The sequence below is a fragment of the Streptomyces sp. x-80 genome, assembly GCF_046549095.1.
In the GTDB taxonomy this organism is placed as follows: Bacteria; Actinomycetota; Actinomycetes; order Streptomycetales; family Streptomycetaceae; genus Streptomyces; species Streptomyces celluloflavus.
On record NZ_JAJPWM010000004.1, the window covers coordinates 209,148 to 235,118 of the forward strand.

Sequence of the window (25,971 nt, forward strand, 5' to 3'; positions counted from 1 at the left end):
ACGAGGAGATGGAGCAGCCATGGACTGGCGTCACCGCGCCGTTTGCCGCGAAGAAGACCCCGAGCTCTTCTTCCCCATCGGCAACACCGGTCCTGCGCTCCTGCAGATCGAGGAAGCCAAGGCCGTCTGCCGCCGCTGCCCCGTCATGGAGCAGTGCCTGCAGTGGGCGCTCGAGTCCGGCCAGGACTCCGGCGTCTGGGGTGGTCTGAGCGAGGACGAGCGCCGCGCAATGAAGCGCCGTGCAGCTCGTAACCGGGCGCGCAACGCCAGCGCCTGAGCCAGCCGCCCCGTGGCCCCCGAGCCGCAGCGCGCAGTATCCGATGCTCCCCCAGAGCTGAACGCCTGGCGGTAACCGCATCGCAAAAGCTTTGAGCCCCGGACCGGACGGTCCGGGGCTTGCTGCTGTTCGGGGTGCGGTTACTCTCCGGCGCCGGCCCAGCCGGGCGGACGCCGCCTCAGTGCCGCTTCTCGGCGCAGACCGGCACGTCCAGGATGACCTGGGTGCCGCGCTCGGGGCCGGGCACCATGTCGAACTTCCCGCCCAACTCCCCTTCCACCAGGGTCCGTACGATCTGAAGCCCCAGGTTTCCGGCGCGATGCGGATCGAAACCCTCGGGCAGACCGCGGCCGTTGTCCCGGACGGTGACCAGCAGACGCGGCTCCGTACGGCTGCCGCCACGCACCGCGCCGACCTCGACCGTGCCCTGTTCGCCCTGGTCGAAGGCGTGTTCCAGGGCGTTTTGCAGCACCTCGGTGAGCACCATCGACAGCGGTGTGGCGACCTCGGCGTCCAGAATGCCGAAGCGGCCGGTGCGGCGGGCGGTCACCCTGCCCGGGGAGATCTCCGCGACCATGGCCAGCACCCGGTCGGCGATCTCGTCGAACTCGACCCGCTCGTCGAGGTTCTGGGACAGCGTCTCGTGCACTATCGCGATCGAACCGACCCTGCGCACGGCCTCGTTGAGCGCCTCGCGGCCCTGCTCCGAGTCCATCCGGCGGGACTGGAGCCGCAGCAGTGCGGCGACGGTCTGGAGGTTGTTCTTCACCCGGTGGTGGATCTCCCGGATGGTGGCGTCCTTGGTGATCAGCTCCCGCTCGCGGCGGCGGAGCTCGGTCACATCGCGCAGCAGCACGAGCGAGCCGATGTGCGTCCCCTTGGGCTTGAGCGGGATCGCGCGCAGCTGGATCACGCCGTCCGCGCCCTCGACCTCGAACTCCCGCGGGGCCCAGCCGCTGGCCAGTTTGACCAGGGCTTCGTCCACCGGGCCGCGGGCGGGTGCCAGTTCCGCCGTGGTCCGGCCGAGGTGGTGGCCCACCAGGTCGGCGGCGAGACCGAGCCGGTGGTAGGCGGAGAGCGCGTTGGGGCTGGCGTACTGGACGACGCCGTCCGCATCGAGCCGGATCAGACCGTCGCCCGCGCGCGGCGAGGCGTCCATGTCGACCTGCTGCCCGGGGAAGGGAAACGTTCCGGCAGCGATCATCTGCGCGAGGTCGGAGGCGCTCTGGAGGTAGGTGAGCTCCAGGCGGCTGGGGGTGCGGACGGTCAGCAGGTTGGTGTTGCGGGCGATCACGCCGAGCACCCGGCACTCGCGGCGGACCGGGATGGACTCGACGCGCACCGGCACCTCCTCGCGCCACTCCGGGTCGCCCTCGCGCACGATCCGGCCCTCGTCGAGCGCGGAGTCCAGCATCGGGCGGCGGCCGCGCGGAACGAGGTGGCCGACCATGTCGTCCTGGTAGGAGGTGGGGCCGGTATTGGGCCGCATCTGGGCGACCGACACATAGCGGGTGCCGTCGCGCGTGGGCACCCACAGGACGAGGTCGGCGAAGGACAGGTCGGAGAGCAGCTGCCACTCCGAGACCAGCAGATGCAGCCACTCGAGGTCGGAGTCGCTCAGAGCGGTGTGCTGACGTACGAGATCGTTCATGGAGGGCACGTCTGGGAGCCTACCGGCGTACGGTGTATCGGTTGTCCCCGCAAGGGCATGGACAGATGAGAATGGTCTAGTCCACAATGCTGGGCACAGACCTCCGCTCTCCCCGCACAGGAGAGCGGAACGAGGTCCGAGGCGCTCTCTGCCCTGACTGCGCCGCGGCCTCCGATCGACCGGTCCCGGGACGGGGACCGTGCCCCTACCGCACGTCGGGGCACCCCCCGTCCGGCAACGGGGCCGGCCGATGTCAGCTCCGGGCTGCGGTGCCGGACAGGTTGAGGGTCCTGTCCCGGCGCCGCGGCCCGCGGGTGTTCTACGGGGCGGGGTGCGGGAGTGTCGCGCGGCGCGGACGCAGCGGCGCACCACCGCCGGCCGCCGGGTCCCCGCGGGTCTCCTCGGCCGCCTCCGCCCCCTCACCGGCCTCGGCGGTCTCCGGCCAGGCCCGCATCGCGAGGGCGGCGATATCCGCCAGCGTCGCCCGGTCCGCGCCGTCCCGCGCCTGTTGCGACATGCCCTGGATGACGGCGCCCACGTACTGGGCCAGCGCGCTCGCGTCCGTTTCCGCGGGGAGTTCACCGGCCGCGATGTCCACCGGTCTGACGCACGGGGCGGCCATGCCCGAGCTGATCGCCTACTCCATGACGAAGGGCGCGATCGATGTCTTCACCGCGACTCTCGCCAAGGAGCTCGGCCCGCGCGGCATCACGGTCAACGCCGTGGCCCCGGGCGTGGTCGACACGGACCTGAACGCCGGCTGGCTGCGCGGCGAGGAGAACGCCGGCGCGCGCGAGGTCGTCCGGGCGATGTCACCCCTGGGCCGGATCGCGGATGCCACCGACATAGGGGACATCGTGGCCTTCCTGGCCTCGGACGACAGTCGCTGGGTGACCGGACAGTGGATCGACGCGACGGGAGGTTCGTTCCTCTAGCGGAGGCGCCGCCCGGCCCCGCCGCCATCCCGCCGGGACCGGGGCCCGCCGCCTGTGCGACGCTCGGAGCAGGGGCCGACTTCCCCTGCGCGGCGCCGCGGGACCGGGGCCCGGCCGCCGCCCGAAGTCTCCTGGGGTTCGGGGCCCACCCTCTGATAGATTGGTCTATACCACATGAGTCCATTCTCCAGAACGGCAGGCCCAGCGTGGAAGTTGTCATCGTCCCGGACGCCACGGCAGGCGGCGAACTCATCGCGGAGGCCATCGCCGCCCTGGTGCGCCGCAAGCCCGACGCTCTGCTCGGTGTGGCCACCGGCTCGACCCCGTTGCCCATCTACGAGGCGCTCGCGGGCAAGGTCCGGGCCGGCGCGGTGGACGCCTCGCGTGCCCGCATCTGCCAGCTCGACGAGTACGTCGGCCTGCCCGCCGGTCACCCCGAGTCCTACCGTTCGGTGGTCCTGCGCGAGGTCGTCGAACCGCTCGGGCTGGACGAGAGTTCCTTCATAGGGCCCGACGGCTCGGCCGAGGACGTCCAGGCCGCCTGCGAGGCGTACGACCGTGCGCTGAGCGAGGCCGGTGGCGTGGATCTCCAGCTGCTCGGCATCGGCACCGACGGCCACATCGGCTTCAACGAGCCGTGCTCCTCGCTCGCGTCCCGTACCCGCATCAAGACACTGACCCGGCAGACCCGGGCGGACAACGCCCGGTTCTTCGACAGCCCCGACGAGGTCCCGCACCACGTCATCACCCAGGGCATCGGCACCATCCTGGAGGCCCGTCACCTGGTCCTGCTGGCCACCGGCGAGGGCAAGGCCGAGGCCGTGGCCCAGTCGGTGGAGGGCCCGGTCGCCGCGCTGGTGCCCGCCTCGGCCCTGCAACTGCACCGGCACGCGACGGTCGTCGTCGACGAGGCCGCGGCCTCCAAGCTGAAGCTCGCCGGCTACTTCCGCGCCACCTACGCCGCCAAGCCGGCCTGGCAGGGCCTTTAGCCACCGGGCTCCGCGCGCACCCGCGCCCCGTTCGGCCACCGGAGCCCCTATGGGCCCGGCCGGCCGGATGCCGCGCGCAACGGCCGGGACGTCCCTGCGGGATGTCCCGGCCGTGTCGTGTCCGGGGCGCCCCGGCCGATGCCCGGACGTGCGCCAGGCTCCGCGCCCCGGGCCGGCGGAGCACACGCAGCGACGTGGCGAAGAGCGGCGGGGACAGGGCAGGAGCGAGCGGCCCCGGGCACGGCGGAGGCGAAGCAGCTCGGGCGAAGCTGGAGCAGCGGGCCCCGGGCCAGGAGCGGCAGGGCCCCGGGCGCGGCGGGCCGCTGCGGCGGGCGGCCCTCCTCCGGAGCCCCGGCCGGCCCGGCTCCCGTACCGCCCCTCAGCCCGTCCGCCCTTGAAGCCGGCCTCCGGAGAACCCCCGTACGCCGTCAGCCCCCGACCGGCCCGGCGCCACGGCCCCTCACCCGTGGTCGCCCTCAGCTCCCGGTGGTCCCCGTCAGCGCCTCCGCGGCCGCCTGGCCGCAGACCCGGGCGGCGCCGTGGGTGGCGATATGCGGGGCGCCCTGGGGCGGTGACAGGGGTACGCCCATCTCCACCACCGCGGTGTCCGGACGGGCGGCGACGAGGGCGGTCAGGGCGGCGGCCATCCAGGGGTGACGGTGGACGTCGCGCACGACCGCGACGATGCGCCGGTGCCCGGCGGCCTGGAGCAGGCCGGTGACCAGGGCCGGGGTGCCGGCCGCGACGGCCGCCTCCGCGGCGTAGGCGGCGGTCTCGGTGCCGGGCAGGACCCGGGCCAGTTCGGCGGCGACCCCCCAGGGCGTTTCGTCACCCACGGCGATGTTCGCGAGGGGGGTGAAGGCGGCGACATAGGCCGGGGCGGTCAGCGGCTCGAACGGGCCGTCAGGGGTGATGCGCAGGGCACGGCGGGCGGCGGTGAGGCCGGCCTCGGGTGCGGGCGCGCTCTCCGCCGCCGCGTCCGCGCTCCGGGTCCAGTGCGCCAGGGCGCGCACCCGGGCCGCGGCGTCGGCGAGCCGCTGCTCCGGCAGTTCGCCCCCGTGCACCGCCCGTACCAGGGCGTCGCGCAGCCGCAGCACGGTGTCTTCGTCGGACAGCCCGCCGCCCACGCAGATCGCGTCCGCACCGGCCGCGATGGCCAGGACGGTGCCGCGTTCGATGCCGTAGGTGGCGGAGATGGCCCGCATCTCGATCCCGTCGGTGACGATCAGACCGTCGAAGCCGAGGCCGCCCTCGTCGGCGGGTGCGCGCAGCAGGCCGTGCAGGGCGGCCGGGCTCAGCGTGGCGGGCCGGCTGCCGTCCAGGGCGGGCAGCAGGATGTGCGCGCTCATCACGGCCTTGGTGCCGGCCGCGACGGCCGCGCGGAACGGCACCAGTTCGCGTTCCCGGAGGGTGGACAGATCGGCGGCGATCCGCGGCAGGTCGTGGTGCGAGTCGACGGCCGTGTCGCCGTGGCCGGGGAAGTGCTTGGTGCAGGCGGCCACCCCGGAGGACTGCATGCCCTCGACGTACGCGGCGGTGTGCCGGGCGACCAGCTGCGGGTCGGCGCCGAAGGAACGGACGCCGATGACGGGGTTGTCGGGGTTGGAGTTGACGTCGGCGGACGGCGCCCAGTTGAGGTTGACGCCGCAGCCGGCCAGCCGGCGGCCGAGTTCCCGGGCGACCTCGCGGGTCAGCGCGGTGTCGTCGACGGTGCCGAGGGCCAGGTTGCCGGGGAAGGAGGAGCCGCCGCGCACTTCGAGGCGGGTGACATCGCCGCCCTCCTCGTCGATGGCGACGAGGACGTCCTCGCGTTCGCCGCGCAACTGGGCGGTGAGCGCCGCGAGTTGTCCGGCACTTGCGACATTGCGGCCGAAGACGCCGACCGCCGCCAGGCCCTCACCGAGCCGGCGCAGCAGCCAGTCGGGGGCGGTGGTGCCGGTGAAACCGGGCTGGAGGACGGCGAGCGCGTCGCGGGTGAGGGTGTCGGCGGAGCGTACGAGTGTGGTCATGCGGGGTGTCATCCCTTCACTGCGCCGGAGGTGAGACCGCCGACCGCCTTGCGTTGCAAAAACAGGAAGAGCACCAGGATCGGGATGGCGAAGATCGAGGCGGCGGCCATGGTGGCTCCCCAGTCGTCCCCGAACTGGCTCTGGAACTGCGAGAGCCACAGCGGGAGGGTGCCCTGGGCCGGTTCCTTGTTGAGCACCAGCACCAGCGGGAACTCGTTCCAGGCGGTGATGAAGCCGAACAGGGAGGTGGCCATCAGGCCGGGGGCGAGGAGGGGGAGGACGACCTTGACGAATGCCTGGCGGCGGGAGCAGCCGTCGACCATCGCGGACTCCTCCAGCTCCTTGGGCACCGCGGCGACGTAACCGCGCAGCGTGAGCAGGGTGAAGGGCAGCACCATCAGCATGTAGAAGAAGGTGAGCGGCACGAGGCTGTTGAGCATGTCCGCGTCCCGGACGATCATGTAGATCGAGATCACCATGACCTCCCAGGGCGCCATCTGGGCCACCATGAAGGTCAGCAGGATGCTCTTGCGCCCCTTGAAGCGCATCCGCGCGATGGCGAACGACCCGCAGAGCGCGATCAGCAGCGACATCCCCACCGCGAGCACGGTCACCAGAACCGAGTTGCCGGCCAGCGTCCAGAAGTTGGGGGCGTGCACGGCGGTCACGAAGTGCTCGAAGGTGCCGTGGAAGGGGAACCACACCGGTTCCTCGGTGAGGATGTCCTGGGTCGGCTTGAAGGCCGTGTTGAACATCCAGTACACGGGGAAGACGAAGCCGATCGCGAGCACGACCGCCGTCGCGTTGGGCCAGATCCGGCCGGCCAACGAGCGCTTCACAGCTCGTCCTCCTCTTGCTTGAGCGTCAGGCGCAGGTAGTACGCGGTCATGGCCAGCAGCACCACGATCGTGAGCAGCGAGATCGCGGCGCCCATGCCGAAGTGCAGATTGCCGACGCCCTCGGTGAAGGCGTAGACCGGCAGGGTCTCGGTGAGCCGGTCCGGGCCGCCCTGGTTGATCGCGAAGATCTGCGGAAACGCCTTGAAGACCCAGATGACTTCGAGGAACGTCGTGGCCAGGAAGAACGGCTTGAGGAAGGGGAAGGTCACCGACGTGAAGATCTTCCAGGTGCCGGCGCCGTCCATCCGGGCCGCCTCGTAGAGCTCCTTGGGGATGGTCGTGGTGGCGGCGTAGAGGTTCAGGGCCACGAAGGGCAGCGACTGCCACACGATCAGGACGGTGATGACGAAGAAGGTCGACAGCTGGGTGCCGACCCAGTCGTAACCGGCCATGGAGTGCCAGCCGAGTTTGTCCAGCACCCAGTTGACGACGCCGTAGCGGGAGTCGAAGAGCCACTGGAAGACGGTGGTGGCGGCGATCACCGGCATCGCCCAGGCCAGCACCAGCGCGACGGACAGGGTCAGCCGCATCTTCTTGCCGAGCCGGGCCAGCAGCAGTCCGATCAGCACGCCGAACAGCATGATCAGGGTGACGTTGACGGCGGTGAAGACGATGGTGCGGAGGGTGACCCGCCAGAACTGCTCGCTGCCCAGGATCTCCTGGTAGTTGCCGATCCCCCGCCACTCGGTGAGGTGCTGGATCAGCTCCTTCATGTTGAGGTTCTGGAAGGAGAGCAGGATGTTGCGCACCATCGGCCAGCCCAGGAAGACCGCGGTGGCGGCCAGGGCGGGGAGCAGCAGCAGATACGGGGCGCCGCGCGCGGCCCGCCGGCTGCCGGAGCTGCGGGCCGGCGGTGCGCCGCCCTTGCCGATCCGCGGCGCGGACTTGCCCACCGCGTCGTCGAGCTGCACTGCCATGGCCGTCTTCTCCCCATCGAACCGGTGGTGCGCGTGCTGGGACCGCGTACGGGCCGGGGACGGCCGGCCCGTACGCAGCCGGGTGTCACCGCTGTCCGGCGGTTACCCGGTTGTTGTCCGGTGCGTACCGCTCGGTGAAGAGCACAGGGTGACTGGTGAAGTGGTGACCACTTGCCGATGACCGGTGGTGGTGTCCCGTATCGGTCATCGGCAAGTGGCGGGTACCGCGTGCCGAGTTCTCCTCGGTGAGCCGGTGCCTACTGCTTGGCGAGGCGCGAGTTGATCTCGGACTCGACGTCCTTGGCGGCGTCCACCGGGGCCTTGCCGTTGAGAACCGCGGTCATGTAGTTCTTGATCGGGTTCGGCACGTTCTCCACCGCGGCCCACTGCGGGATCAGCGGTGTGGTGCCGCCGGACTTCTCCGCGGCGGGTGCGGCGGCCGCGGCGGCCGGGTTCTCCTTGGCGGCAGCCGCCAGGTCGGGGGACTTGGGGGTCCAGCCGACCTCCTTGACCATCTGTCCGTCGTTCTCCTTGGACAGGGCGATCTTCAGGAACTCCTTGGCGAGGTCCTGCTTCTTGCCCATACCGGCGACGGCGAAGTTGGAACCGCCGAGGAAGACGCCCTCGGGCTTGTCGGCGGTCTCACCGGGGATGGTGAAGAAGCCGATGTCGTCCTTGATCTTCGGGTTGGCCGCGATGGCGGTCTTGGCCTCGTAGCCCATGGCGATGACGGCGCCGGTCTTGCCCTTGGCGAAGACCTCGGCCTGCTGCGGGGTGGCCTCGTCCTTGTTCTTCGGCGCGGCGCTGAACGCCTGGTACTGCTTGTAGATGTCCATGGCCTTGGAGACCTTGGGGTCACCGAGGTTGGAGACCCACTTGTCGCCGTCCTTCTTCACCAGGTCGGCGCCGGTGCCGATGGTCAGACCGTCGAAGAAGTACCAGTTCTGGCCGGGGAGGTAGAGCGGCTCGGCGTCGGTCTTCTGCTTGATGGTGTCGAATGCCTTGAAGAGCTCGGTGCGGGTCTTGGGCGTGTCCTTGAGACCGGCCTCGGCCCAGATCTTCTTGTTGTACATCACGACGCGGTTTCCGGCGTACCACGGAAGCGCGTACTGCTTTCCGTCCGCCATCGCGGCCTTGTTGAAGGCATCGTTCCAGTCGGCGCCGATTTCCTTCTTCAGGTCGCCGAGGTCGGCGAGTGCACCGGCCTTGGCGTACGAAGCGGTCTGGGTGTTGCCGATTTCGACGATGTCCGGCGGAGTGTCCTCGGAAAGGGCGGTGCTCAGCCTCTGCTGAATGCCGTTCCACTGCTGGACCTTGAAGTCGACGGTGGCACCGGTCTTCTTCGTGAACTGCTCGGAGACCTGCTTGGTCCACTGCTCCGGATTGGAACCCGACATCACCCAGACGGTCAGCTTCTGGCCCTTGAAGCCGTCGGCACTCGCCTTCTTGGTGTCGCTGGACCCACAGGCAGCGACACTCACCAGCATTCCCGCGACTGCCGTCGCTGCTATGAGTCCACGCTTCATTGCGCTCTCCCCTAAAGGCCGGATGTGGTCTTTAATGGTTTAGACCAGTTCCCGCAGCTTGGCCTAGACCTTTTGGGGTGTCAAGGGTGTATAAGAGTCGCTGTCAGGTCCGTTACCGGACCGACATCTGGCAGGCCGGGACCAGCAGGTGAACACGGGAGTCGCGGCCGTGCCACGATGTGAGCCGCTACGTACGGAGGAGCCGGTGACGGCAGCGCGTCAGGAGTCGGAGAGGCGGGTCATGGAGACCGACGGGGGCAGTGCCGAGAACGGCGGCAGCGGCGCGCGGACCGCCCGCGTGCCCAAGTACTACCGCCTCAAGCGGCACTTGCTGGAGATCACCGAGACCCTGCCACCCGGCACCCCGGTCCCGCCCGAGCGCACCCTCGCCGCGGAGTTCGACACCTCCCGCACGACGGTGCGGCAGGCCCTTCAGGAGCTGGTCGTCGAGGGCCGCCTGGAGCGCATCCAGGGCAAGGGCACCTTCGTCGCCAAGCCCAAGGTCTCCCAGGCGCTGCAACTGACCTCCTACACCGAGGACATGCGCGCCCAGGGCCTGGAACCCGCCTCGCAGCTGCTGGACATCGGCTACGTCACCGCCGACGACCGGCTGGCCGGGCTGCTGGACATCACCGCCGGCGGCCGGGTGCTGCGCATCGAGCGGCTGCGGCTGGCCAGCGGCGAACCGATGGCGATCGAGATCACCCATCTTTCGGCCAAACGGTTTCCGGCGCTGCGCCGCAACCTCGTCAAGTACACCTCCCTCTACACCGCGCTCGCCGAGGTCTACGACGTACGGCTCGCCGAGGCCGAGGAGACCATCGAGACCTCGCTCGCCACCCCGCGCGAGGCCGGTCTGCTGGGCACCGACGTCGGGCTGCCGATGCTGATGCTCTCCCGGCACTCCGTCGACGCCCAGGGGCAGCCGGTGGAGTGGGTGCGCTCGGTCTACCGCGGCGACCGCTACAAGTTCGTCGCCCGGCTGCGCCGCCCCACCGACTGAACGGCCCACGGACGGCGGCGGTTTCCCGGCCGGGGTCCCGCCGCCACCGACGCGGCAACGGCGCCGCCACCGGGAACGGCGCCGTTTCCGTACTGATATGCGGACAGCTAGTGACGTGTGCCACGCCCCTGCCATAGATTTCCTAGCCGATCACACAGGAGATCGCCAGGGACGGAGCCGTCACCATGCCAGAGCCAGCCGAATCACCGGATACCGGACCGGTCGTCACCCCCACACGTGTGGTGGCCGCCGTATGCCTGATCGCTCCGTTCGTGGCGATGCTGTGGGTGAGTTCGTACGCCAAGGTCGAGCCGACCCTCATCGGGGTCCCGTTCTTCTACTGGTACCAGATGCTCTGGGTACTGATCTCGACCGCGCTGACGCTGCTCGCGTACCGGCTCGTGCTGCGTGAGCAGCGCGCCCGCAAGGGCGGTGCGGCCAAGTGACCGTGGCGCTCCCTCCAACCGGGCCCGGTGAGCTGGCCGCCGCCGCGGCCAAGGGCGTGAACGGCGTCGCACTCGCCGTCTTCGTGTTCTTCTTCGTGGCCGTGACGGTCATGGGCTTCCTGGCCGCCCGCTGGCGCAAGGCCGAACAGTCCGCGAACCTCGACGAATGGGGCCTGGGCGGCCGCAGCTTCGGCACCTGGGTGACCTGGTTCCTGCTCGGCGGCGACCTCTACACCGCGTACACCTTCGTCGCCGTCCCGGCGGCGATCTACGCGGCGGGCGCGGCCGGCTTCTTCGCCGTCCCGTACACGATCCTCGTCTACCCCCTCATCTTCACCTTCCTGCCCCGGCTCTGGTCGGTGTCGCACCGGCACGGCTACGTCACCACCTCCGACTTCGTACGCGGCCGCTTCGGCTCCAAGGGCCTGTCGCTGGCCGTCGCGCTCACCGGCATCCTGGCCACGATGCCGTACATCGCGCTCCAACTTGTCGGCATCCAGGCCGTCCTGGACGTGCTGGGCGTCGGCGGCGGCGAGCACACCGGCTGGTTCGTCAAGGACCTGCCGCTGCTGATCGCGTTCGCCGTGCTGGCCGCCTACACCTACTCCTCGGGGCTGCGGGCACCCGCGCTGATCGCGTTCGTCAAGGACGGGCTGATCTACCTCGTCATCGCGGTGGCGATCATCTACATCCCGATCAAGCTGGGCGGTTTCGACGCGATCTTCGATGCGGCCGGGAAGGCGTTCGCACAGCCGGGGCCGACCGGCAAACCGCGCGGCGAGCTGGTGAGCGGCGCCGGCAGCCAGTGGGCGTACGCCACGCTGGCGCTCGGCTCGGCGCTGGCGCTCTTCATGTACCCGCACTCGATCACCGCGACGCTCTCCTCGCGCAGCCGCGAGGTGATCCGCCGCAACACCACCATCCTGCCCCTGTACTCCCTGATGCTGGGCTTCCTGGCGCTGCTCGGCTTCATGGCGATCAAGGCCGGTACGGACATCCAGGGCAATCCGCAGCTGGCCATCCCGCAGCTGTTCGCGGACATGTTCCCGAGCTGGTTCGCCGGCGTCGCGTTCGCGGCCATCGGCATCGGCGCGCTGGTGCCCGCGGCCATCATGTCGATCGCCGCCGCCAATCTCTTCACCCGTAACGTCTACAAGGACTTCCTCAAGCCCGACGCCACGGCGGCGCAGGAGCACAAGGTCGCCAAACTGGTCTCCCTGCTGGTGAAGGTGGGCGCGCTGATCTTCGTCCTGACCATGGACAAGACCGTGGCGATCAACTTCCAGCTGCTGGGCGGCATCTGGATCCTCCAGACCATGCCGGCGCTGGTCGGCGGCCTGTTCACCCGCTGGTTCCACCGCTGGGCGCTGCTGGCCGGCTGGGCGGCCGGCATGCTCTACGGCACCCTCGCGGCGTACGGCGTGGCCAGCCCCACCCAGGCGCACTTCGGCGGCTCCAGCAAGGAGATCCCCGGTATCGGCCAGATCGGCTACATCGGCCTCACCGCGTTCGTGCTGAACGTCCTGGTGACGGTCGTGCTGACGGTCGTCCTGCGGGCCCTGAAGGCCCCGGACGGCGTCGACGAGACCAGCCCCGCCGACTACACCGCGGACGTCGGCGACAAGGGCGTCACCCCCGATCTGCCCCCGGCCACGGTGAGTTCCCCGGCCGGGCACTGAGCCGGCGGCTCGCACGCGGTCAACGGGCCGTCGCGTCCCCTCGGGGCGCGGCGGCCCGTCGGTGTGCCGGGGCGCGGCGCGCCATGCGCGCGCTCAGCCCACCCAGTCCTTGAGCGCCTCGGTTTCGAGCATGATGCCCACCGGGTCCGGCAGGCGGAGCGCCCTGCCGAACGGGACGGTGTGCACGTCCTCGTAGCGGCTACCGTCGGGCTCGCTGTAAAGAGTCACCTGACAGGCTTGACGGTCGATCAGCAGGTACAACGGGATACCGGTCTCCGCGTACGCGCGGGGCTTCTCCACCCGGTCGTGCTGGTCGGTGCCGGAGTCGGAGTCGCAGGAGGCGACCTCGACCACCATCAGCACCGGGTCGGGATCGGCCCATTCGCCCTGGCCGACGAACGCCTCGCTGGACGCGAGCGAGCCGTCCGGGCGGGCACGGCCGCCGCGGTGCGCCTGCACCCTGAGTCCCTGGCCCGGGTGGAGCCACAGCTCAGGGCGTGAGCGGAGGCAGCGCCGCGTCAGCCACTCGACGATCCGCCCGTGGTCCCCGTCCGGCAGGGATCTGCTCCGGATCCGCCCGTCGACGAACTCCAGCCGCGCGCCTTCCTCTCGGCGGGCGAGTATCCGGGCGGCCTCTTCGAAGTGCTCGGTGAGCGTGATGTGCGGCCGGTCGGTGAGCGCGGCCATGGGGCCTTCTCCTCGCTGTCAGACGTAGCAAGAAACCTGAAATCAACCATAGCGGCGAGCACTGACAGATACCGCTCCATCACTGACGACTCACTACATGTGGGGGTGCGCGCGAGGGGCCACCCCCACATGTATGCTCGTCCTCGCTGTCGCCGCAGGGAAATCCGGTGGGAATCCGGAACTGTCCCGCAACGGTGTATGAGCGCGCATATATGGCCATTCGGCCCCTTCGCGCGCCCGTGAGTCCGAGGACCTGCCGACGGTACGTCCGCGCCGCCGTCGGTGCGGGCGTTGATACGTCCGGGCCTCGCGGGTTGGGCCGGTGGACGCCGCGCGGTGTGCCCGCGCACCCCGAACCGTACCGGGGTGCCGCACGCCCGCGTGCGCCCGTCGCGCCCCGCCCCTCCTGGCCCCCGCCGAGTGAGGGAGAGCACCACGTGACCATCGCGCCAACGGAGCCCGCGTCAGACGCCGAGGTCGGACAGCCCGCGGTGACCACGCTCGGCGTCCCCGCCGGCCGCACCGGAGCGGGCGAGGACGGTCCGGGGGTCGCCCTGCTGCGCACCCTGACCGAGCTGACCGAGGACCTGACCGCGACCGACCCCGGCAAGGTGGCCGCCGCCGCGCTGCGCGGCCGGCACCCCGGCTCCGACGAGGCCGAGCTGCGGTCACTGGCCATCGACGCGGCGGCCGGACTGATCGGCGACGAGCCGCAGTACTCCAAGCTCGCCGCGCGCCTGCTCACCCTCGCCATCGCGGAGGAGGCCGCGGGCCAGGGCGCCGTCTCCTTCTCCGCCTCGGTCGACACCGGCCACCGCGAGGGCCTGATCGCCGACGCGACCGCCGCGTTCGTGCGGACCCACGCGGCCCGCTTGGACGCGCTGGTCGACGCGGCCCTGGCCGACGGCGCCGACGACCGGTTCGGCTACTTCGGGCTGCGCACCCTGCACTCCCGCTATCTCCTGCGCCACCCCACCACCCGGCAGGTCATCGAGACCCCCCAGCACTTCCTGCTGCGGGTGGCCTGCGGTCTCGCGGAGAACGACTCCGTGGCCGCGCTGGACGATGTCGCCGAGCTGTACCGCCTCACCAGCTCGCTCTCCTACCTCCCCTCCTCCCCCACCCTCTTCAACTCCGGCACCCGCCACCCGCAGATGTCCTCCTGCTATCTGCTGGACTCGCCGCTGGACGAGCTCGACTCGATCTACGACCGCTACCACCAGGTCGCCCGGCTCTCCAAGCACGCCGGCGGTATCGGCCTCTCGTACTCCCGGATCCGCGCCCGCGGGTCGCTGATCCGCGGCACCAACGGGCACTCCAACGGCATCGTGCCGTTCCTGCGCACCCTGGACGCCTCGGTGGCCGCGGTGAACCAGGGCGGCCGGCGCAAGGGTGCCGCCTGTGTCTACCTGGAGACCTGGCACGCCGACATCGAGGAGTTCCTGGAGCTGCGCGACAACACCGGTGAGGAGGCCCGCCGTACGCACAACCTGAACATCGCGCACTGGATCCCGGACGAGTTCATGCGCCGGGTCGAGGCGGACGCCGACTGGTCGCTGTTCTCGCCGTCCGACGTGCCGGAGCTGGTGGACCTGTGGGGCGACGAGTTCGACGCCGCGTACCGCAGGGCCGAGGCCGAGGGCAAGGCGCTCAAGCAGATCCCCGCCCGGCTGCTGTACTCCCGCATGATGCGCACCCTGGCGCAGACCGGCAACGGCTGGATGACGTTCAAGGACGCCGCCAACCGCACCGCCAACCAGACCGCCGAGCCCGGCAAGGTCGTCCACTCGTCCAACCTGTGCACCGAGATCCTGGAGGTGACGGACGACGGGGAGACGGCCGTCTGCAACCTGGGCTCCGTGAACCTGGCGGCCCACCTGGGCGAGGACGGTGAGATGGACTGGGCGCGGCTGGACGCGACCGTCCGCACCGCCGTCACCTTCCTCGACCGCGTCGTGGACATCAACTTCTACCCGACCGAGCAGGCCGGCGCGTCCAACTCCCGCTGGCGCCCGGTCGGGCTGGGCCTGATGGGCCTCCAGGACGTCTTCTTCCGGCTGCGGCTGCCCTTCGACTCGCCCGAGGCGCGGGAGCTGTCGACGCGGATCTCCGAGCGCATCATGCTCGCCGCGTACGAGGCGTCCGCCGACCTCGCCGAGCGGCACGGCCCGCACCCGGCGTGGTCCGCGACCCGCACCGCGCGCGGTGTGCTGCACCCCGACCACTACCCCGACGCCGAGCCCCGCTGGGCGGACCGCTGGGCCGCGTTGCGGACCAGGGTCGCGGCGACCGGGATGCGCAACTCGCTCCTCCTGGCCATCGCGCCGACCGCCACCATCGCCTCCATCGCGGGCGTCTACGAGTGCATCGAGCCGCAGGTCTCCAACCTCTTCAAGCGCGAGACGCTGTCCGGCGAGTTCCTCCAGGTCAACACCTATCTGATCGAGGAGCTCAAGGCGCTCGGCATGTGGGACGCGCGCACCCGTGACGCGCTGCGCGAGGCCAACGGCTCGGTACAGGACCTCGGGTGGATCCCCGAGGAGATCCGGGCGCGGTACCGGACCGCCTGGGAGATCCCGCAGCGCGCCCTGATCGACATGGCCGCGGCCCGTACGCCCTATCTGGACCAGAGCCAGTCGCTGAACCTCTTCATGGCGTCGCCGACCATCGGCAAGCTCAGCTCGATGTACGCCTACGCGTGGAAGCGCGGCATCAAGACGACGTACTACCTGCGCTCGCGTCCGGCGACCCGGATCGCCCAGTCGGCGCGTGGCACCGCCGCCGCCACCGCCGCCCCGACCGTCCCCGTTCCGCAGCAGGCCACCGACCCCGAGGCCGTCGCCTGCTCCCTGGAAAACCCCGAGTCCTGCGAGGCATGCCAGTAATGTCCCACCCCTCCCCCGACCACACCGCCGTCCCGGCCCCCGCCGCCCCCGTCGCCGCTGGTAACGGGGCCGCGACCGGTACCAAGAACCTTCTCGACCCGGGCTTCGAGCTGACGCTGCGCCCCATGCGGTACCCGGACTTCTACGACCGCTACCGCGACGCGATCAAGAACACCTGGACCGTGGAGGAGGTGGACCTCCACTCCGACGTGGCCGACCTGGCCAAGCTCTCACCGGGTGAGCAGCACATGATCGGCCGGCTGGTGGCGTTCTTCGCGACCGGTGACTCGATCGTGGCGAACAACCTGGTGCTGACGCTCTACAAGCACATCAACTCCCCCGAGGCGCGGCTGTATCTGTCCCGGCAGCTCTTCGAGGAGGCCGTGCACGTCCAGTTCTATCTGACGCTGCTGGACACCTACCTCCCCGACCCGGACGACCGCGCCGCCGCCTTCGCGGCCGTGGAGAACATCCCGTCCATCCGGGAGAAGGCGCAGTTCTGCTTCAAGTGGATGGCCGCCCTGGACGGGGAAGGGGGGGTCGAGAAGATCGACCAGCTGGAGTCGAAGGCGGACCGCCGGCGCTTCCTGCTCAACCTCATCTGCTTCGCGGCCTGCATCGAGGGGCTCTTCTTCTACGGGGCCTTCGCCTACGTCTACTGGTTCCGTTCGCGCGGTCTGCTGCACGGCCTGGCGACCGGCACCAACTGGGTGTTCCGCGACGAGACGATGCACATGAACTTCGCGTTCGAGGTGGTCGACACGGTGCGCGCCGAGGAGCCCGACCTCTTCGACGAGGCGCTGGAGCAGCAGGTCACGGACATGCTCAAGGAAGCCGTCGAGGCGGAGCTCCAGTTCGGCCGGGACCTGTGCGGCGAGGGCCTGCCGGGCATGAACACCGAGTCGATGCGTGAGTACCTCCAGTGCGTCGCCGACCAGCGGCTCCAGCGGCTGGGCTTCGCGCCGGTCTACGGTTCGCAGAACCCGTTCTCCTTCATGGAGCTCCAGAACGTCCAGGAGCTGACCAACTTCTTCGAGCGCCGGGCCTCGGCCTACCAGACCGCCGTCGAGGGCTCGGTCTCCTTCGACGACGAGTTCTAGGGCCACCCCGGGAGACGTGCGGGGAGTGTGCCGGGAGCCCCCTCCCGGCACACTCCCCACCACCCCGGAATCCCCAACACCGCACGCTGCGACGCCTCTTCACCCGGCCGCCCCCAAAGCCGACCATTCGGTCAGGCGGCAACCGGAGCCTCTCCCGCCACATCTAGGTGGGCATGAAAGGCACGAAGGGGCGTCGTCGGTTCATTGACTATCCACGTCGGGGACGGGAGGGCCCGCGCCGCTGGCTGCCGTCATGGAGACAGTGGCTCGGGCTCTTCGCATGCGGGGTCCTCGCCCTCGCGGCGGCGTTCGGCGTCATCTACGCCAACGTCGACATACCGGGCGAGAACGCCCTCGCACGGAAGGAGGCGACGGTCTATTACTGGGCGGACGGCAGCCAGATGGTGAGCGTCGGCGCCGTCAACCGGCAGAACGTCCCCCTCGACCGGGTGCCGGAATCCGTCCAGCGCGCCGTGATCGCCGCGGAGAACGAGACGTTCTACAGCGACTCCGGCGTCTCCCTCAAGGGCATCGCCCGCGCCGTGGTGAACATGGTCTCCGGCGAGGACGCCCAGGGCGGTTCCACCATCACCCAGCAGTTCGTGAAGAACACCTATCTCTCGCAGGACCAGACGGTCACCCGCAAGGTCAAAGAATTCTTCATCGCGCTGAAACTGAGCAATCACCGGGACAAGAAGGAAATCCTGCGGGGATATCTCAACACCAGCTGGTTCGGCCGCGATTCGTACGGTATCCAGGCGGCCGCGCACGCGTACTACGGCGTCGACGTGAAGGAGCTGAACGCCAGCCAGGGTGCCTTGCTGGCCGCCCTGTTGAAGGGCTCGGAGTTGTACGACCCGGGTCTGAACAAGGCCAACCACGAGCGGGCCGAGGCGCGTTGGAAGTGGATACTCGACCGGGAGGTGGAGACCGGCCGGATGACCGAGGCGGAACGGGCGACGTACCGGGAGTTCCCGGAGCCGCGCGCCCTGGCCAAGCCGACCAGCCAGGCCGGCCAGACCGGCTATCTCATCGATGTCGCCAACAAGTTCATCAAGAGCGCCACCGGTCTGACCGACAAGGACCTGCTGCGCGGCGGCTATCGCATTTACACCACCTTCGACAAAGCGCGTACCCGCCGGCTGGAAAAGGCCGTCACCGATGTCCGCAAGAAGACGATCGACCCGAAGCAGCGCGCCGCCGACACCTTCGTGGAGTTCGGCGCGGCGTCCGTGCGGCCCGAGGACGGTGCGATCCTGGCCCTCTACGGCGGCGCCGACGCGACCAAGCACTTCGTCAACAACGCGGACACCTCCGCCGTCCCGGCCGGTTCCGCGTTCAAAGCGTTCGTCCTGGCGGCCGCCGCACAGGAGTTGGGCGAGCGGGGCGACGGGCCCTCGCTGATGACGGCCGCGGACCGCCGTTTCGGGACGCTGCGCGGGGCGCTGCTGAACTCCCAGAGCCAGCCGTTCGTCCAGGCCGGGAAGAGCCTCGGGCTGGAGAAGATCCGGGACATGGCGGTGGCCACGGGGCTGCGCAAGGAGAGCATGGCCCCCCTGGAGCAGACCTTCCCGCTCGGCACCTCGGCCCCCAGCGCGATCCGGATGGCGAACGCGTACGGCACCTTCGCCAACGAGGGGCGGCACGCCGAGCCGTACGCGGTGACCAGAATGACCCTCGACGGCGAGCCGGTGGACGGTTTCACCCGCCCGGCGCCCAAGGAGGTCCTCACGCTCTACCAGGCCCAGCAGATGGCCGGGGCGCTGGAGTCGCTGGGCTGGCTCATGACGGGCCGCACGTCCGGCGCTGCCCAGGATGCGGCGGACGATGCGGCCGGGCGCCCGGCCTCGGGCGTGGCGCCGGCCGAGAAGCCGGTAGCGGCGGGCGCCACCCTGCCCGGCGACCGGCAGAAGTCGGCGTGGTTCATCGGCACCCCCAGCCCCAACAGCGGTGCGGCCGCCGCCGGCGAACCGACCACCGCCATCACCATGTTCCGCAACAAGCCGGGAGCGCCCCAGCTGCTGCCCATGCAGGGCGTGGGCGGTCCCGAGACCGAGCTGGGCACGTCCATTCCGCCCCAGATCTGGGCCGCCTACCAGGGCACCTCCTGAGCTCCTGAACCGCACCCACGACAGCGCGACGCCGCCGCGCCCGGCGGAGTCCGGGCCCGGCGGCGTCGCGCGTGCGGTGCCGGTCAGGCGTTGGCGACGACCGGGTAGCGCGGCTCGCCCTCGGCCATCTGCCGGAGCGCGTCCTTGCGGTCACGCTTGGAGAGCCGGTCGATGTAGAGGTAGCCGTAGAGGTGATCGGTCTCGTGCTGGAGGCAGCGCGCGAAGTAACCGGTGCCCTCGATCGCGACCGGGTTTCCCTGCGGGTCCTGGCCGCGCACCACGGCGTAGTCGGGGCGGGCCAGCGGGGCGTAGGCGCCGGGCACCGACAGGCAGCCCTCGTTGGAGTCGTCCAGGATCCGGCGCTCGGGCGGCAGCTCGTCCAGGACGGGGTTGCAGAGCACGCCGGTGTGCCGGACACCCTCGTCGTCCGGGCAGTCGTACACGAAGACCTTCAGGTCCACGCCGATCTGGTTCGCGGCCAGGCCCACGCCCTCGGCCGTCCGCAGGCTGGCGAACATGTCGTCGATGAGCTGTGCCAGCTCGTCACCGAACTCCGTGACGTCCTTGCACTCCTTGTGGAGCGCCGGATGGCCGACGACCGTGAGCGGCCGCGAGGTGCCGCGCTCGCGGTAGGCGGCCTCGCGCTGTGCCGCGTCCGTCGTGTCGTCGATGAACTCGTCCTCGCGCTGTTCACCGTCTCGGTCAAACACAGGCTGCTGAGCCATCTCCGCCGTACACCTTCCTGAAATCCCTGATGAGTCCCGTACAGAGTACGGGGACGCTCAGCAGACCTCTTCGAGGTCCCGCCACTCCCTGCTGTCCGGGCTGTCCGCGACCCAGCCGTCCAGCAGGCCGCGTACCAGGGCGGCGGGCGCCGCGATCCCGCACTCGCGCTCCGGGAGCCACAGCGAGCCGGAACCGGCCGTACGGTGCCCGAGCGGCCCGGGGTGGCCCGGCTCGCTGTGGTCGTGCGGATCCAGGTGCTCGCCGTCGCCCTCGTCGCTGGGCATCCGGCTCTCCGAGCACGTACGGCACAGCAGCCGCACCGACGACGACCAGTCCTCGGCGGCGAAGCCGGCGTCGGCCGCCAGCCGCTCCAGGGCGTCCCGGTCGGCCTCGGTGGCCGCCTCCAGCAGCACCACCCAGGTGGGGACGGGGGAGGGCGCCCACAGCTCGATCTCGTCGAACACCGGGTACGAGGGCCCGGCCGCGGTGATCCGCTCGCCGTTCGGGACGCCGTCGTGCAGCACCACCTCGCCCCAGCGCCGCCCGGAGGACGGCAGCGGGATGGACAGCACCTCGATCCGGGCCGGGTCCAGCCGGCGGCCCCAGACCACCTCGGCCTCGCCCTCGGGCGAGAGCCGGACGGCGGCGCTGCCCAGGGCCATCCCGGCCGGTTCGCCGGACGGCGCCCCCTCGCCGGGGACCCTGAGGCCGTACGCCTGCCAGGCCCGGCGGGCCAGCGGCCAGTCCTGGAGGGCGGTGGCGGCGATGCCGACATTCCACCAGTCGGGCGCCCCGGACTCGCGGTCCAGCAGCGCGACCGCGCGCAGCCCGGCGGCCCGTGCCTGCTCCCAGTCGTGCCGGAACTTGTGCAGCAGCGCGAGATTGAACCAGGACTCCGACAGCCACGGCTCCATATCGGCGGCGCGGGTCAGCAGTGCGCCCGCGTCGTCGTAACGGCCGTCGCCGATCAGCGTGAAAGCGCGGTCGGTCGCCTGCCGCCACGAGGCGGAGGGCCGGTGCCGTACCTTGCCGAAGATCCTCACGATTCCCGCCTGCTGTTGTTCTCGATGCCGCTGCGAAGGTGTCCCGAGCGGTGCCCGGGGCCGTCTTGGGGGCTCACTCGACAACCTGCCACAGATTGCCGCCGGGGTCAGCATGTAACTGCGCCCCTGTGCGGCTCCTTGCCCTCCGCCGCCCCCCTGAACCCCCTTGGGAGGGGCTTCCTTCGCATCCAACCATGCCCGTCTCGGCGGGCGCTCATTACCCATCGGTTCCACCATGTGAGACGGGCCGCCGCGCGCCACCCGGGGGTGCCCGGGGGCACGGCGCGGTCCGGGGCGCCCCGGACCTGCTGCTGAGCCGCTTCCCCGGCCTCGCGGTGCCGCCCGCGAGGGCCCGGGGCGACGGGTACGGCACCTGAGGGAGTGCGGCGCGGGCGCGGCCTCCCGGCGGGGTGCCGACCACCGTCCGGAGGGCGGTATTCCCGTTCCGCGTCGCGCGAACACCCGCGCTCCGCCCGCCTCCGGCCCCGCCGCACGCGCTCTCCGTCCCGTCTCACACCGTACGGCCGCCGCGCGCCAGGACGCGGGCGAGCGCCTCGACGACCCGAGGCTCGTACTCCCGCGCGGTGGCGCGCCGCAGCCGCTCCAGGGCGCGCGACGGGCCCCCGGGTCCGGCGGACTCCCCCGCCAGATCGTCGTAGGCGTTGACCGTACGGACGATGCGCGCCGTGACCGGCTGGTCCCGGAACGGGTCCGCCTGCCGTTCGACGATCACCGCGACCGCCTCCGGCACCCCGGTCTGCCGCACCACGGCGCCGCCCAGCAGCGCGATGCGGCGCTGTTCCGCGGGCGCCAGCGGCGCGGTGGCACCGGCCGGCACCGGGTCCAGGAGCGAGAGCTGCCCGATGTCGTGCATCAGGGCGGCGTATTCGAGCACGTCCAAGTCCACCGCGCCCAGGCCCAGTTCCCGCCCGACCGCCCGGCTGAGCCGGGCCACCCGGCCGGCGTGGCCCGGCCGGGTGTAGCCGGCGATCTCGGTGGCGCGGGCGAGCGAGGCGATGGTCTGGCGGTAGGTGGCCCGTACGGCGGCGTACCTGCGGAAGGCGAACTGGGTGAGCAGCAGCGGCAGACAGAACACCGGCAGCGCCCACAGCCCGGCGACAGCGGTGCCGAGCGAGATGACCACCCCGGTGGCGCAGATGGCGGAGCCGATGCCCCGCAGCGCCCGCAACTCGTCGCGCAGCAGCGGCCCGTACGGCCGGCCGGTACGGGCGTGGGTGAGCGCGGCGGCCAGCACCGCGTCGCAGAGCGCGGTGAGCGCGAGCACCGTGACCATGAAGAGCGGACAGGCGGGGCCGTCCGCCGGCCGGCCGGTCAAGGTGCCGCTGTTGTAGAGGGGTTGGAAGCAGGCGGCGGCGAAACCGGCGGTCAGGACGCGGCGTACGAGATCGTCGGCGGCCGCGCCCCGGCCGCCGGCCACCCGCGGGACGAGCCCGGCGAGGCAGGCCGCCGCGACCACCGCCACGGTCTGCGCCACCCCGTGCGTCGTCGGCCGGCCGCCGGCCGCCCCGAGCAGCGCGTACGCGAGCGCGCCGGCCGCCCCGAGCGGCGCGCTCGCCCGCTCGCCGGATCCCCGGCCGGGCGCGGCCGTCCGTACGGGCCCCCGGCGCAGCACCTCCCCCACCGCGATCAGCAGCCCGAAGGCCAGCGCGGCCCCGGGCTGCGCCAGGCCGTCGCGGAGCGTGCGGGCGAGCCCCCAGCAGACGAGCGCCGCGGCCGCCGTGTGGACACCGGCGACGACGGCGGCGCCGCGGCGGCCCGACGTACCGGGGCCGGTCCCGTGCCCCCCACCGGGGGCGTCCGCCGCCCGGCCGCCGCCACCGCGCCCACCCGGCGCCCGGCCGTCCGCGCGCCCGGCCGCCGTGCTCCGCTCCGCTTCCCGCTCACCTCGCGCACCCCGGCGGCGCGCATCCCGTACGGGCCGCCCGTCCCCCGGTGGCCACGCCCCGGCGGGCTCCCCCGGTCCGCCGCTCACCCGGCACCGTCCCGCCGGGCCCGTCCGGCGGGGCCGGGCCGCCCGCCGCGGCCCGCCGGTCCGGCCGCCGCGTGGCCCGTACGGCCCGACCGCCCGCCGGTGTCATCGCCCGGCCGGGTCCCCGTGCTCTCCGGCGCCGCCTCCGGCCGCCGAGGCGGGACGTTTCCCCTGCCGCCCGGCGCGGCGCCCGCCTGCGCCTGCGCCGCCGCGCAGACGGGCACCACGGCACCGCGCACCGCCGCGTCCCCGGCCACGCCCGCCCCGGCCTCCGCCGGCGGTACCGGGTCCGGGTGCCAGCCGTGCCGCTCCAGCGACGCGGCCAGCGCCCGGACCATCCGCGGGTCGAACTGCGCCCCGGCGCAGCTGCGCAGTTCCGCCAGCGCGGCCGCCACCGGGCGGGCCCGCCGGTAGCAGCGGGTGGAGGTCATCGCGTCGAAGGCGTCCGCCACCGCGACCACCCGGGCCAGCTCCGGGATCTGCGCTCCGGACAGGCCGTGCGGGTAGCCGCGGCCGTCCACCCGCTCGTGGTGGTGCAGGATCGCGGCGCGCGCCTCGCCGAGGAAGCCGATCCCGCGGACGATCTCGTGCCCGTACTCGGGATGCAGCTCGACGGCGCCGCGCTCCTGCGGCGTCAGCGGCCCGTCCTTGCGCAACAGCCGGGTGGGGACGCCGAGTTTGCCCACGTCGTGCAGGACGCCGGCGATGCGCAGCACCTCCAGCCGGTCCTCGGCCAGGCCCAGCTCCCGGCCGATCATCACCGAGGCGCGGCCGACCCGCTCACTGTGTCCGCGGGTGTAGCGGTCCTTGATGTCCACGGCCTGGACGAGGGCGCGGACGGTGGCCTGGTGGGCGGCGCGTTCGCGGTGGTACTGGGCGAAGACCCAGCAGGAGATGTGCATCGGCAGCAGCACCAGCAGCGCCGCGAGCGGCCCGTACGAACTGTGCCAGAGCACCGCCATCATCAGCCCGGCGAGTCCGTGGACCAGATGCGGCCCCAGAGAGCGGGGCAGCAGCCCGCGCCAGGCGGTGCGCGCCGGGTGCCGCTCGGCGGCGATCAGCACCCCGCCGTCCAGCACCGCGAGCACCGCGCTGAAGGTACCGGCGGCCGCCGCCGCGGGCAGCAGCAGGAGGGGGAACTGCGGCGCGGACAGCGGCTGGTGGCCGACGGCCCGGAAGACGTGGGCGGCCGCGCAGGTCGCCAGCGCGAGCTCGGCGGCGTGCCAGATCTTGCGGGCGGCGGCCGACCGCTCCTCGACCGGAGCGAGCAGCGCTCCCGGGACCGCCACCAGGGCGGCGAGCGGCGGGGGCAGCAGAAAGACCGCGGTCAGCAGGACGGGGAGGAACGAGCCTGCGGTGAACGGAAAATGACAGCCCGTCAGCTCACAGCGCCGGACCTGCCCGCACAGTCCGTACAGGGGGACCAGTACCAGAGCGGTGGTCCAGGGGGCTTCGGCGCCGAGCCGTATCGCGGGGGCCGCGCACAGCGCCGCGGCCAGGGCCGCGCCTGCGATGTACCCCCGCGCGGCCGCCGGAAGTTCCCGCATCGCGCCTCCTCCCCCGTGCCCACCGCTCGTCCCACGCGTCCGCATCCGTGACACGTGTGAGTTCGGTGAGAATAGAGGGGCTGAGGCGCCGGAGAAGGTACATCAGCGGATCGGGCGGGACGAATCACCTCGCCCCTCACCCCTTAGGGTGACGTGCCGCCTTATTCGGCGCGGGCGGCCTCGGGGCGTGCATCGCCCGAGTCGCCGCCGGCGCAGGGCGCGGTGGAGCCGGAGTCCGCGGCGCCCGCCGCCCGCTCCCGCTGCGCCTGTTCACGGGCGGCCTGGTCGAGCACGCCCGCCTCGGGCACCGCTTCGCCGGCCTGGATCAGTTCGATCCGGCCCATGACCTTGGAGCGCAGGTCGGAGGGGACGTCGTCATGGCCGCAGCACCGCTTGACGAGCTTCTTGACGGCCTGTTCCAGGCCGTACGTCGCCAGGCACGGCGAGCATTCGTCGATGTGCACCTGGAACTTCTCGCTCTCCCCCGCGGGCATCTCGCGGTCGAGATACTCGTAGAGGTGATCAAGGACCTCTGAACAGTCTTTGTCGTGCGGGTCTCCGCAGCTCATGATCCCGAGCCTTTCCGGTCGTGCGACCCCGACGCCTGCGCGGCCTGCGCGTTCGCAGCCCCCGCACCGGCCGGGACCAGCCCGCGCTCACGGGCGTAGTCCTCCAGCATGCCGCGCAGTTGGCGCCGGCCGCGGTGCAGACGGGACATCACCGTGCCGATAGGTGTCCCCATGATGTCCGCGATCTCCTTGTACGCAAAGCCCTCGACATCCGCGAGATAGACCGCGATACGGAACTCTTCGGGAATCGCCTGGAGCGCGGCCTTCACATCCGAGTCGGGCAGATGGTCGAGCGCCTGCGACTCGGCGGAGCGCAGACCCGTCGACATGTGCGACTCGGCGCGCGCCAGCTGCCAGTCCTCGATCTCCTCGGCGGCACTGCGCTGCGGCTCGCGCTGCTTCTTGCGGTAGGAGTTGATGAACGTGTTCGTGAGGATGCGGTAGAGCCACGCCTTGAGGTTCGTGCCCTCCCGGAACTGGTGGAAGGACGCGTACGCCTTCGCGTACGTCTCCTGCACCAGGTCCTCCGCGTCGGCCGGATTGCGCGTCATGCGCAGCGCGGCGGAGTACATCTGGTCCAGGAAGGTGAGCGCGTCCCGCTCGAAGCGCGCGTTGCGCTCGGCGTCGCTCTCCTTCCGGCTCGCATGACTCTCCTCAGCCGTGCCGTCGGTCCCTGCGTCGGTCCCAGTGACCGGACCCACCTCCTCCAACGCCGTGACGGATCCGGATGCGGATCCACTCGAATCGGAGAATAGACGACGATCTACTGCCCCCGCCGCTCCAGCCAGGGCGTGCTGCGGGACCTCCGTCGGTGACCACGGCAGGTCGGCGGCCCGTCGGGCCAGGCAAGCGGTTCCCATGCGGCGTACTCCCCATCCTCATGCTTCGCCGGACGTACTCGTTCCTACGCCTGGCACAACAGCCGGGCCCCGTGGCTCATTCCCGCTTCCGTACGGCCCGTGCGGCGCTTGCGGCCCCGGAG

General features: G+C 71.5%; 20 protein-coding genes, 2 pseudogenes and 1 riboswitch. Of the genes and pseudogenes, 9 read left to right on the plus strand and 13 right to left on the minus strand.

What is annotated here, in order from left to right; translation table 11 throughout:
• Positions 1-19 precede the first annotated feature (19 nt).
• A complete protein-coding gene (locus ACLJWH_RS09035; RefSeq protein ID WP_003983230.1) occupies positions 20-277 on the plus strand; it encodes a WhiB family transcriptional regulator in 258 nt (85 codons plus the stop codon).
• A 178-nt stretch (positions 278-455) separates the two neighbouring features.
• Here ACLJWH_RS09035 and ACLJWH_RS09040 read toward each other — a convergent pair whose 3' ends face one another.
• The gene (locus ACLJWH_RS09040; protein WP_411141356.1) at positions 456-1,928 is read right to left on the minus strand and encodes a sensor histidine kinase; all 1,473 of its coding nucleotides are present in this window, start codon (positions 1,926-1,928) and stop codon (positions 456-458) included.
• 433 nt (positions 1,929-2,361) lie between these two features.
• Positions 2,362-2,523, minus strand: a pseudogene (locus ACLJWH_RS09045) (TetR/AcrR family transcriptional regulator); the annotation flags it as partial.
• On the opposite strand from ACLJWH_RS09045, the pseudogene ACLJWH_RS09050 reads away from it, so the two are divergent.
• Positions 2,519-2,863: pseudogene (locus tag ACLJWH_RS09050) on the plus strand (SDR family NAD(P)-dependent oxidoreductase); the annotation flags it as partial. The pseudogenes ACLJWH_RS09045 and ACLJWH_RS09050 sit on opposite strands and share 5 nt — an antisense overlap.
• 206 nt (positions 2,864-3,069) lie before the next feature.
• Complete coding sequence (nagB, locus tag ACLJWH_RS09055) at positions 3,070-3,852, plus strand: glucosamine-6-phosphate deaminase (RefSeq protein WP_411141079.1); 783 nt, start codon at positions 3,070-3,072, stop codon at positions 3,850-3,852.
• A gap of 476 nt (positions 3,853-4,328) precedes the next feature.
• Here nagB and ACLJWH_RS09060 read toward each other — a convergent pair whose 3' ends face one another.
• From ACLJWH_RS09060 to ACLJWH_RS09075, 4 genes are all read right to left on the minus strand, one after another.
• Entirely contained in the window at positions 4,329-5,861 is a 1,533-nt protein-coding gene (locus tag ACLJWH_RS09060) for a glycoside hydrolase family 3 protein (RefSeq protein WP_411141080.1), read from the minus strand.
• 8 nt (positions 5,862-5,869) lie between these two features.
• Positions 5,870-6,700 (minus strand): carbohydrate ABC transporter permease, encoded by an 831-nt coding sequence (locus ACLJWH_RS09065; protein WP_411141081.1) that lies wholly within the window; start codon positions 6,698-6,700, stop codon positions 5,870-5,872.
• Entirely contained in the window at positions 6,697-7,677 is a 981-nt protein-coding gene (locus ACLJWH_RS09070; protein WP_411141082.1) for a carbohydrate ABC transporter permease, read from the minus strand. The genes ACLJWH_RS09065 and ACLJWH_RS09070 overlap by 4 nt, the downstream gene beginning before the upstream one ends.
• 257 nt (positions 7,678-7,934) lie before the next feature.
• Positions 7,935-9,164: an extracellular solute-binding protein gene (locus ACLJWH_RS09075; protein WP_411141357.1), complete on the minus strand. Its 1,230-nt coding sequence runs from the start codon at positions 9,162-9,164 to the stop codon at positions 7,935-7,937.
• A gap of 280 nt (positions 9,165-9,444) precedes the next feature.
• Between ACLJWH_RS09075 and ACLJWH_RS09080 the strand changes: the two genes are divergently transcribed.
• The 3 genes from ACLJWH_RS09080 to mctP all read left to right on the plus strand — a co-directional run bounded on the left by ACLJWH_RS09080 (position 9,445) and on the right by mctP (position 12,331).
• Positions 9,445-10,206: a GntR family transcriptional regulator gene (locus tag ACLJWH_RS09080; RefSeq protein WP_052860734.1), complete on the plus strand. Its 762-nt coding sequence runs from the start codon at positions 9,445-9,447 to the stop codon at positions 10,204-10,206.
• A gap of 185 nt (positions 10,207-10,391) precedes the next feature.
• Entirely contained in the window at positions 10,392-10,652 is a 261-nt protein-coding gene (locus tag ACLJWH_RS09085) for a DUF3311 domain-containing protein (protein WP_411141083.1), read from the plus strand.
• A gap of 56 nt (positions 10,653-10,708) precedes the next feature.
• Positions 10,709-12,331 carry a monocarboxylate uptake permease MctP gene (gene mctP / locus ACLJWH_RS09090; protein WP_411141358.1) on the plus strand — a complete coding sequence of 541 codons (1,623 nt, stop codon included), beginning with the start codon at positions 10,709-10,711 and terminating at the stop codon, positions 12,329-12,331.
• 93 nt (positions 12,332-12,424) lie between these two features.
• On the opposite strand, the gene ACLJWH_RS09095 is transcribed toward mctP, so the two are convergent.
• Entirely contained in the window at positions 12,425-13,018 is a 594-nt protein-coding gene (locus ACLJWH_RS09095; RefSeq protein ID WP_411141084.1) for a Uma2 family endonuclease, read from the minus strand.
• Between the two features lie 116 nt (positions 13,019-13,134).
• Positions 13,135-13,294: riboswitch (cobalamin riboswitch) on the plus strand.
• 161 nt (positions 13,295-13,455) lie between these two features.
• Here ACLJWH_RS09095 and ACLJWH_RS09100 point away from each other — a divergent pair.
• The 3 genes from ACLJWH_RS09100 (at position 13,456) to ACLJWH_RS09110 (ending at position 19,114) form a co-directional block, all read left to right on the plus strand.
• Complete coding sequence (locus ACLJWH_RS09100; RefSeq protein WP_411141085.1) at positions 13,456-15,903, plus strand: ribonucleoside-diphosphate reductase subunit alpha; 2,448 nt, start codon at positions 13,456-13,458, stop codon at positions 15,901-15,903.
• Positions 15,903-17,003 (plus strand): ribonucleotide-diphosphate reductase subunit beta, encoded by a 1,101-nt coding sequence (locus ACLJWH_RS09105; protein ID WP_411141359.1) that lies wholly within the window; start codon positions 15,903-15,905, stop codon positions 17,001-17,003. The genes ACLJWH_RS09100 and ACLJWH_RS09105 overlap by 1 nt, the downstream gene beginning before the upstream one ends.
• Before the next feature lie 173 nt (positions 17,004-17,176).
• Positions 17,177-19,114, plus strand: coding sequence for a transglycosylase domain-containing protein (locus tag ACLJWH_RS09110; RefSeq protein WP_411141086.1), 1,938 nt, complete (start codon positions 17,177-17,179; stop codon positions 19,112-19,114).
• A gap of 83 nt (positions 19,115-19,197) precedes the next feature.
• On the opposite strand, the gene def is transcribed toward ACLJWH_RS09110, so the two are convergent.
• The 6 genes from def to ACLJWH_RS09140 all read right to left on the minus strand — a co-directional run bounded on the left by def (position 19,198) and on the right by ACLJWH_RS09140 (position 25,690).
• On the minus strand, positions 19,198-19,839 hold the full coding sequence (def, locus tag ACLJWH_RS09115; protein WP_411141087.1) for a peptide deformylase: 642 nt from the start codon (positions 19,837-19,839) through the stop codon (positions 19,198-19,200).
• A gap of 57 nt (positions 19,840-19,896) precedes the next feature.
• A complete protein-coding gene (locus ACLJWH_RS09120; RefSeq protein WP_411141088.1) occupies positions 19,897-20,883 on the minus strand; it encodes a tetratricopeptide repeat protein in 987 nt (328 codons plus the stop codon).
• A gap of 511 nt (positions 20,884-21,394) precedes the next feature.
• Positions 21,395-22,570, minus strand: a complete 1,176-nt coding sequence (locus ACLJWH_RS09125) for an HD-GYP domain-containing protein (RefSeq protein ID WP_411141360.1) — start codon at positions 22,568-22,570, stop codon at positions 21,395-21,397.
• Positions 22,571-22,872: 302 nt separating this feature from the next.
• Positions 22,873-24,420: an HD-GYP domain-containing protein gene (locus ACLJWH_RS09130; RefSeq protein WP_411141089.1), complete on the minus strand. Its 1,548-nt coding sequence runs from the start codon at positions 24,418-24,420 to the stop codon at positions 22,873-22,875.
• Positions 24,421-24,581: 161 nt separating this feature from the next.
• Entirely contained in the window at positions 24,582-24,989 is a 408-nt protein-coding gene (rsrA, locus tag ACLJWH_RS09135; protein ID WP_411141090.1) for a mycothiol system anti-sigma-R factor, read from the minus strand.
• Positions 24,986-25,690 (minus strand): sigma-70 family RNA polymerase sigma factor, encoded by a 705-nt coding sequence (locus ACLJWH_RS09140; protein ID WP_411141091.1) that lies wholly within the window; start codon positions 25,688-25,690, stop codon positions 24,986-24,988. The genes rsrA and ACLJWH_RS09140 overlap by 4 nt, the downstream gene beginning before the upstream one ends.
• Positions 25,691-25,971 lie beyond the last annotated feature (281 nt).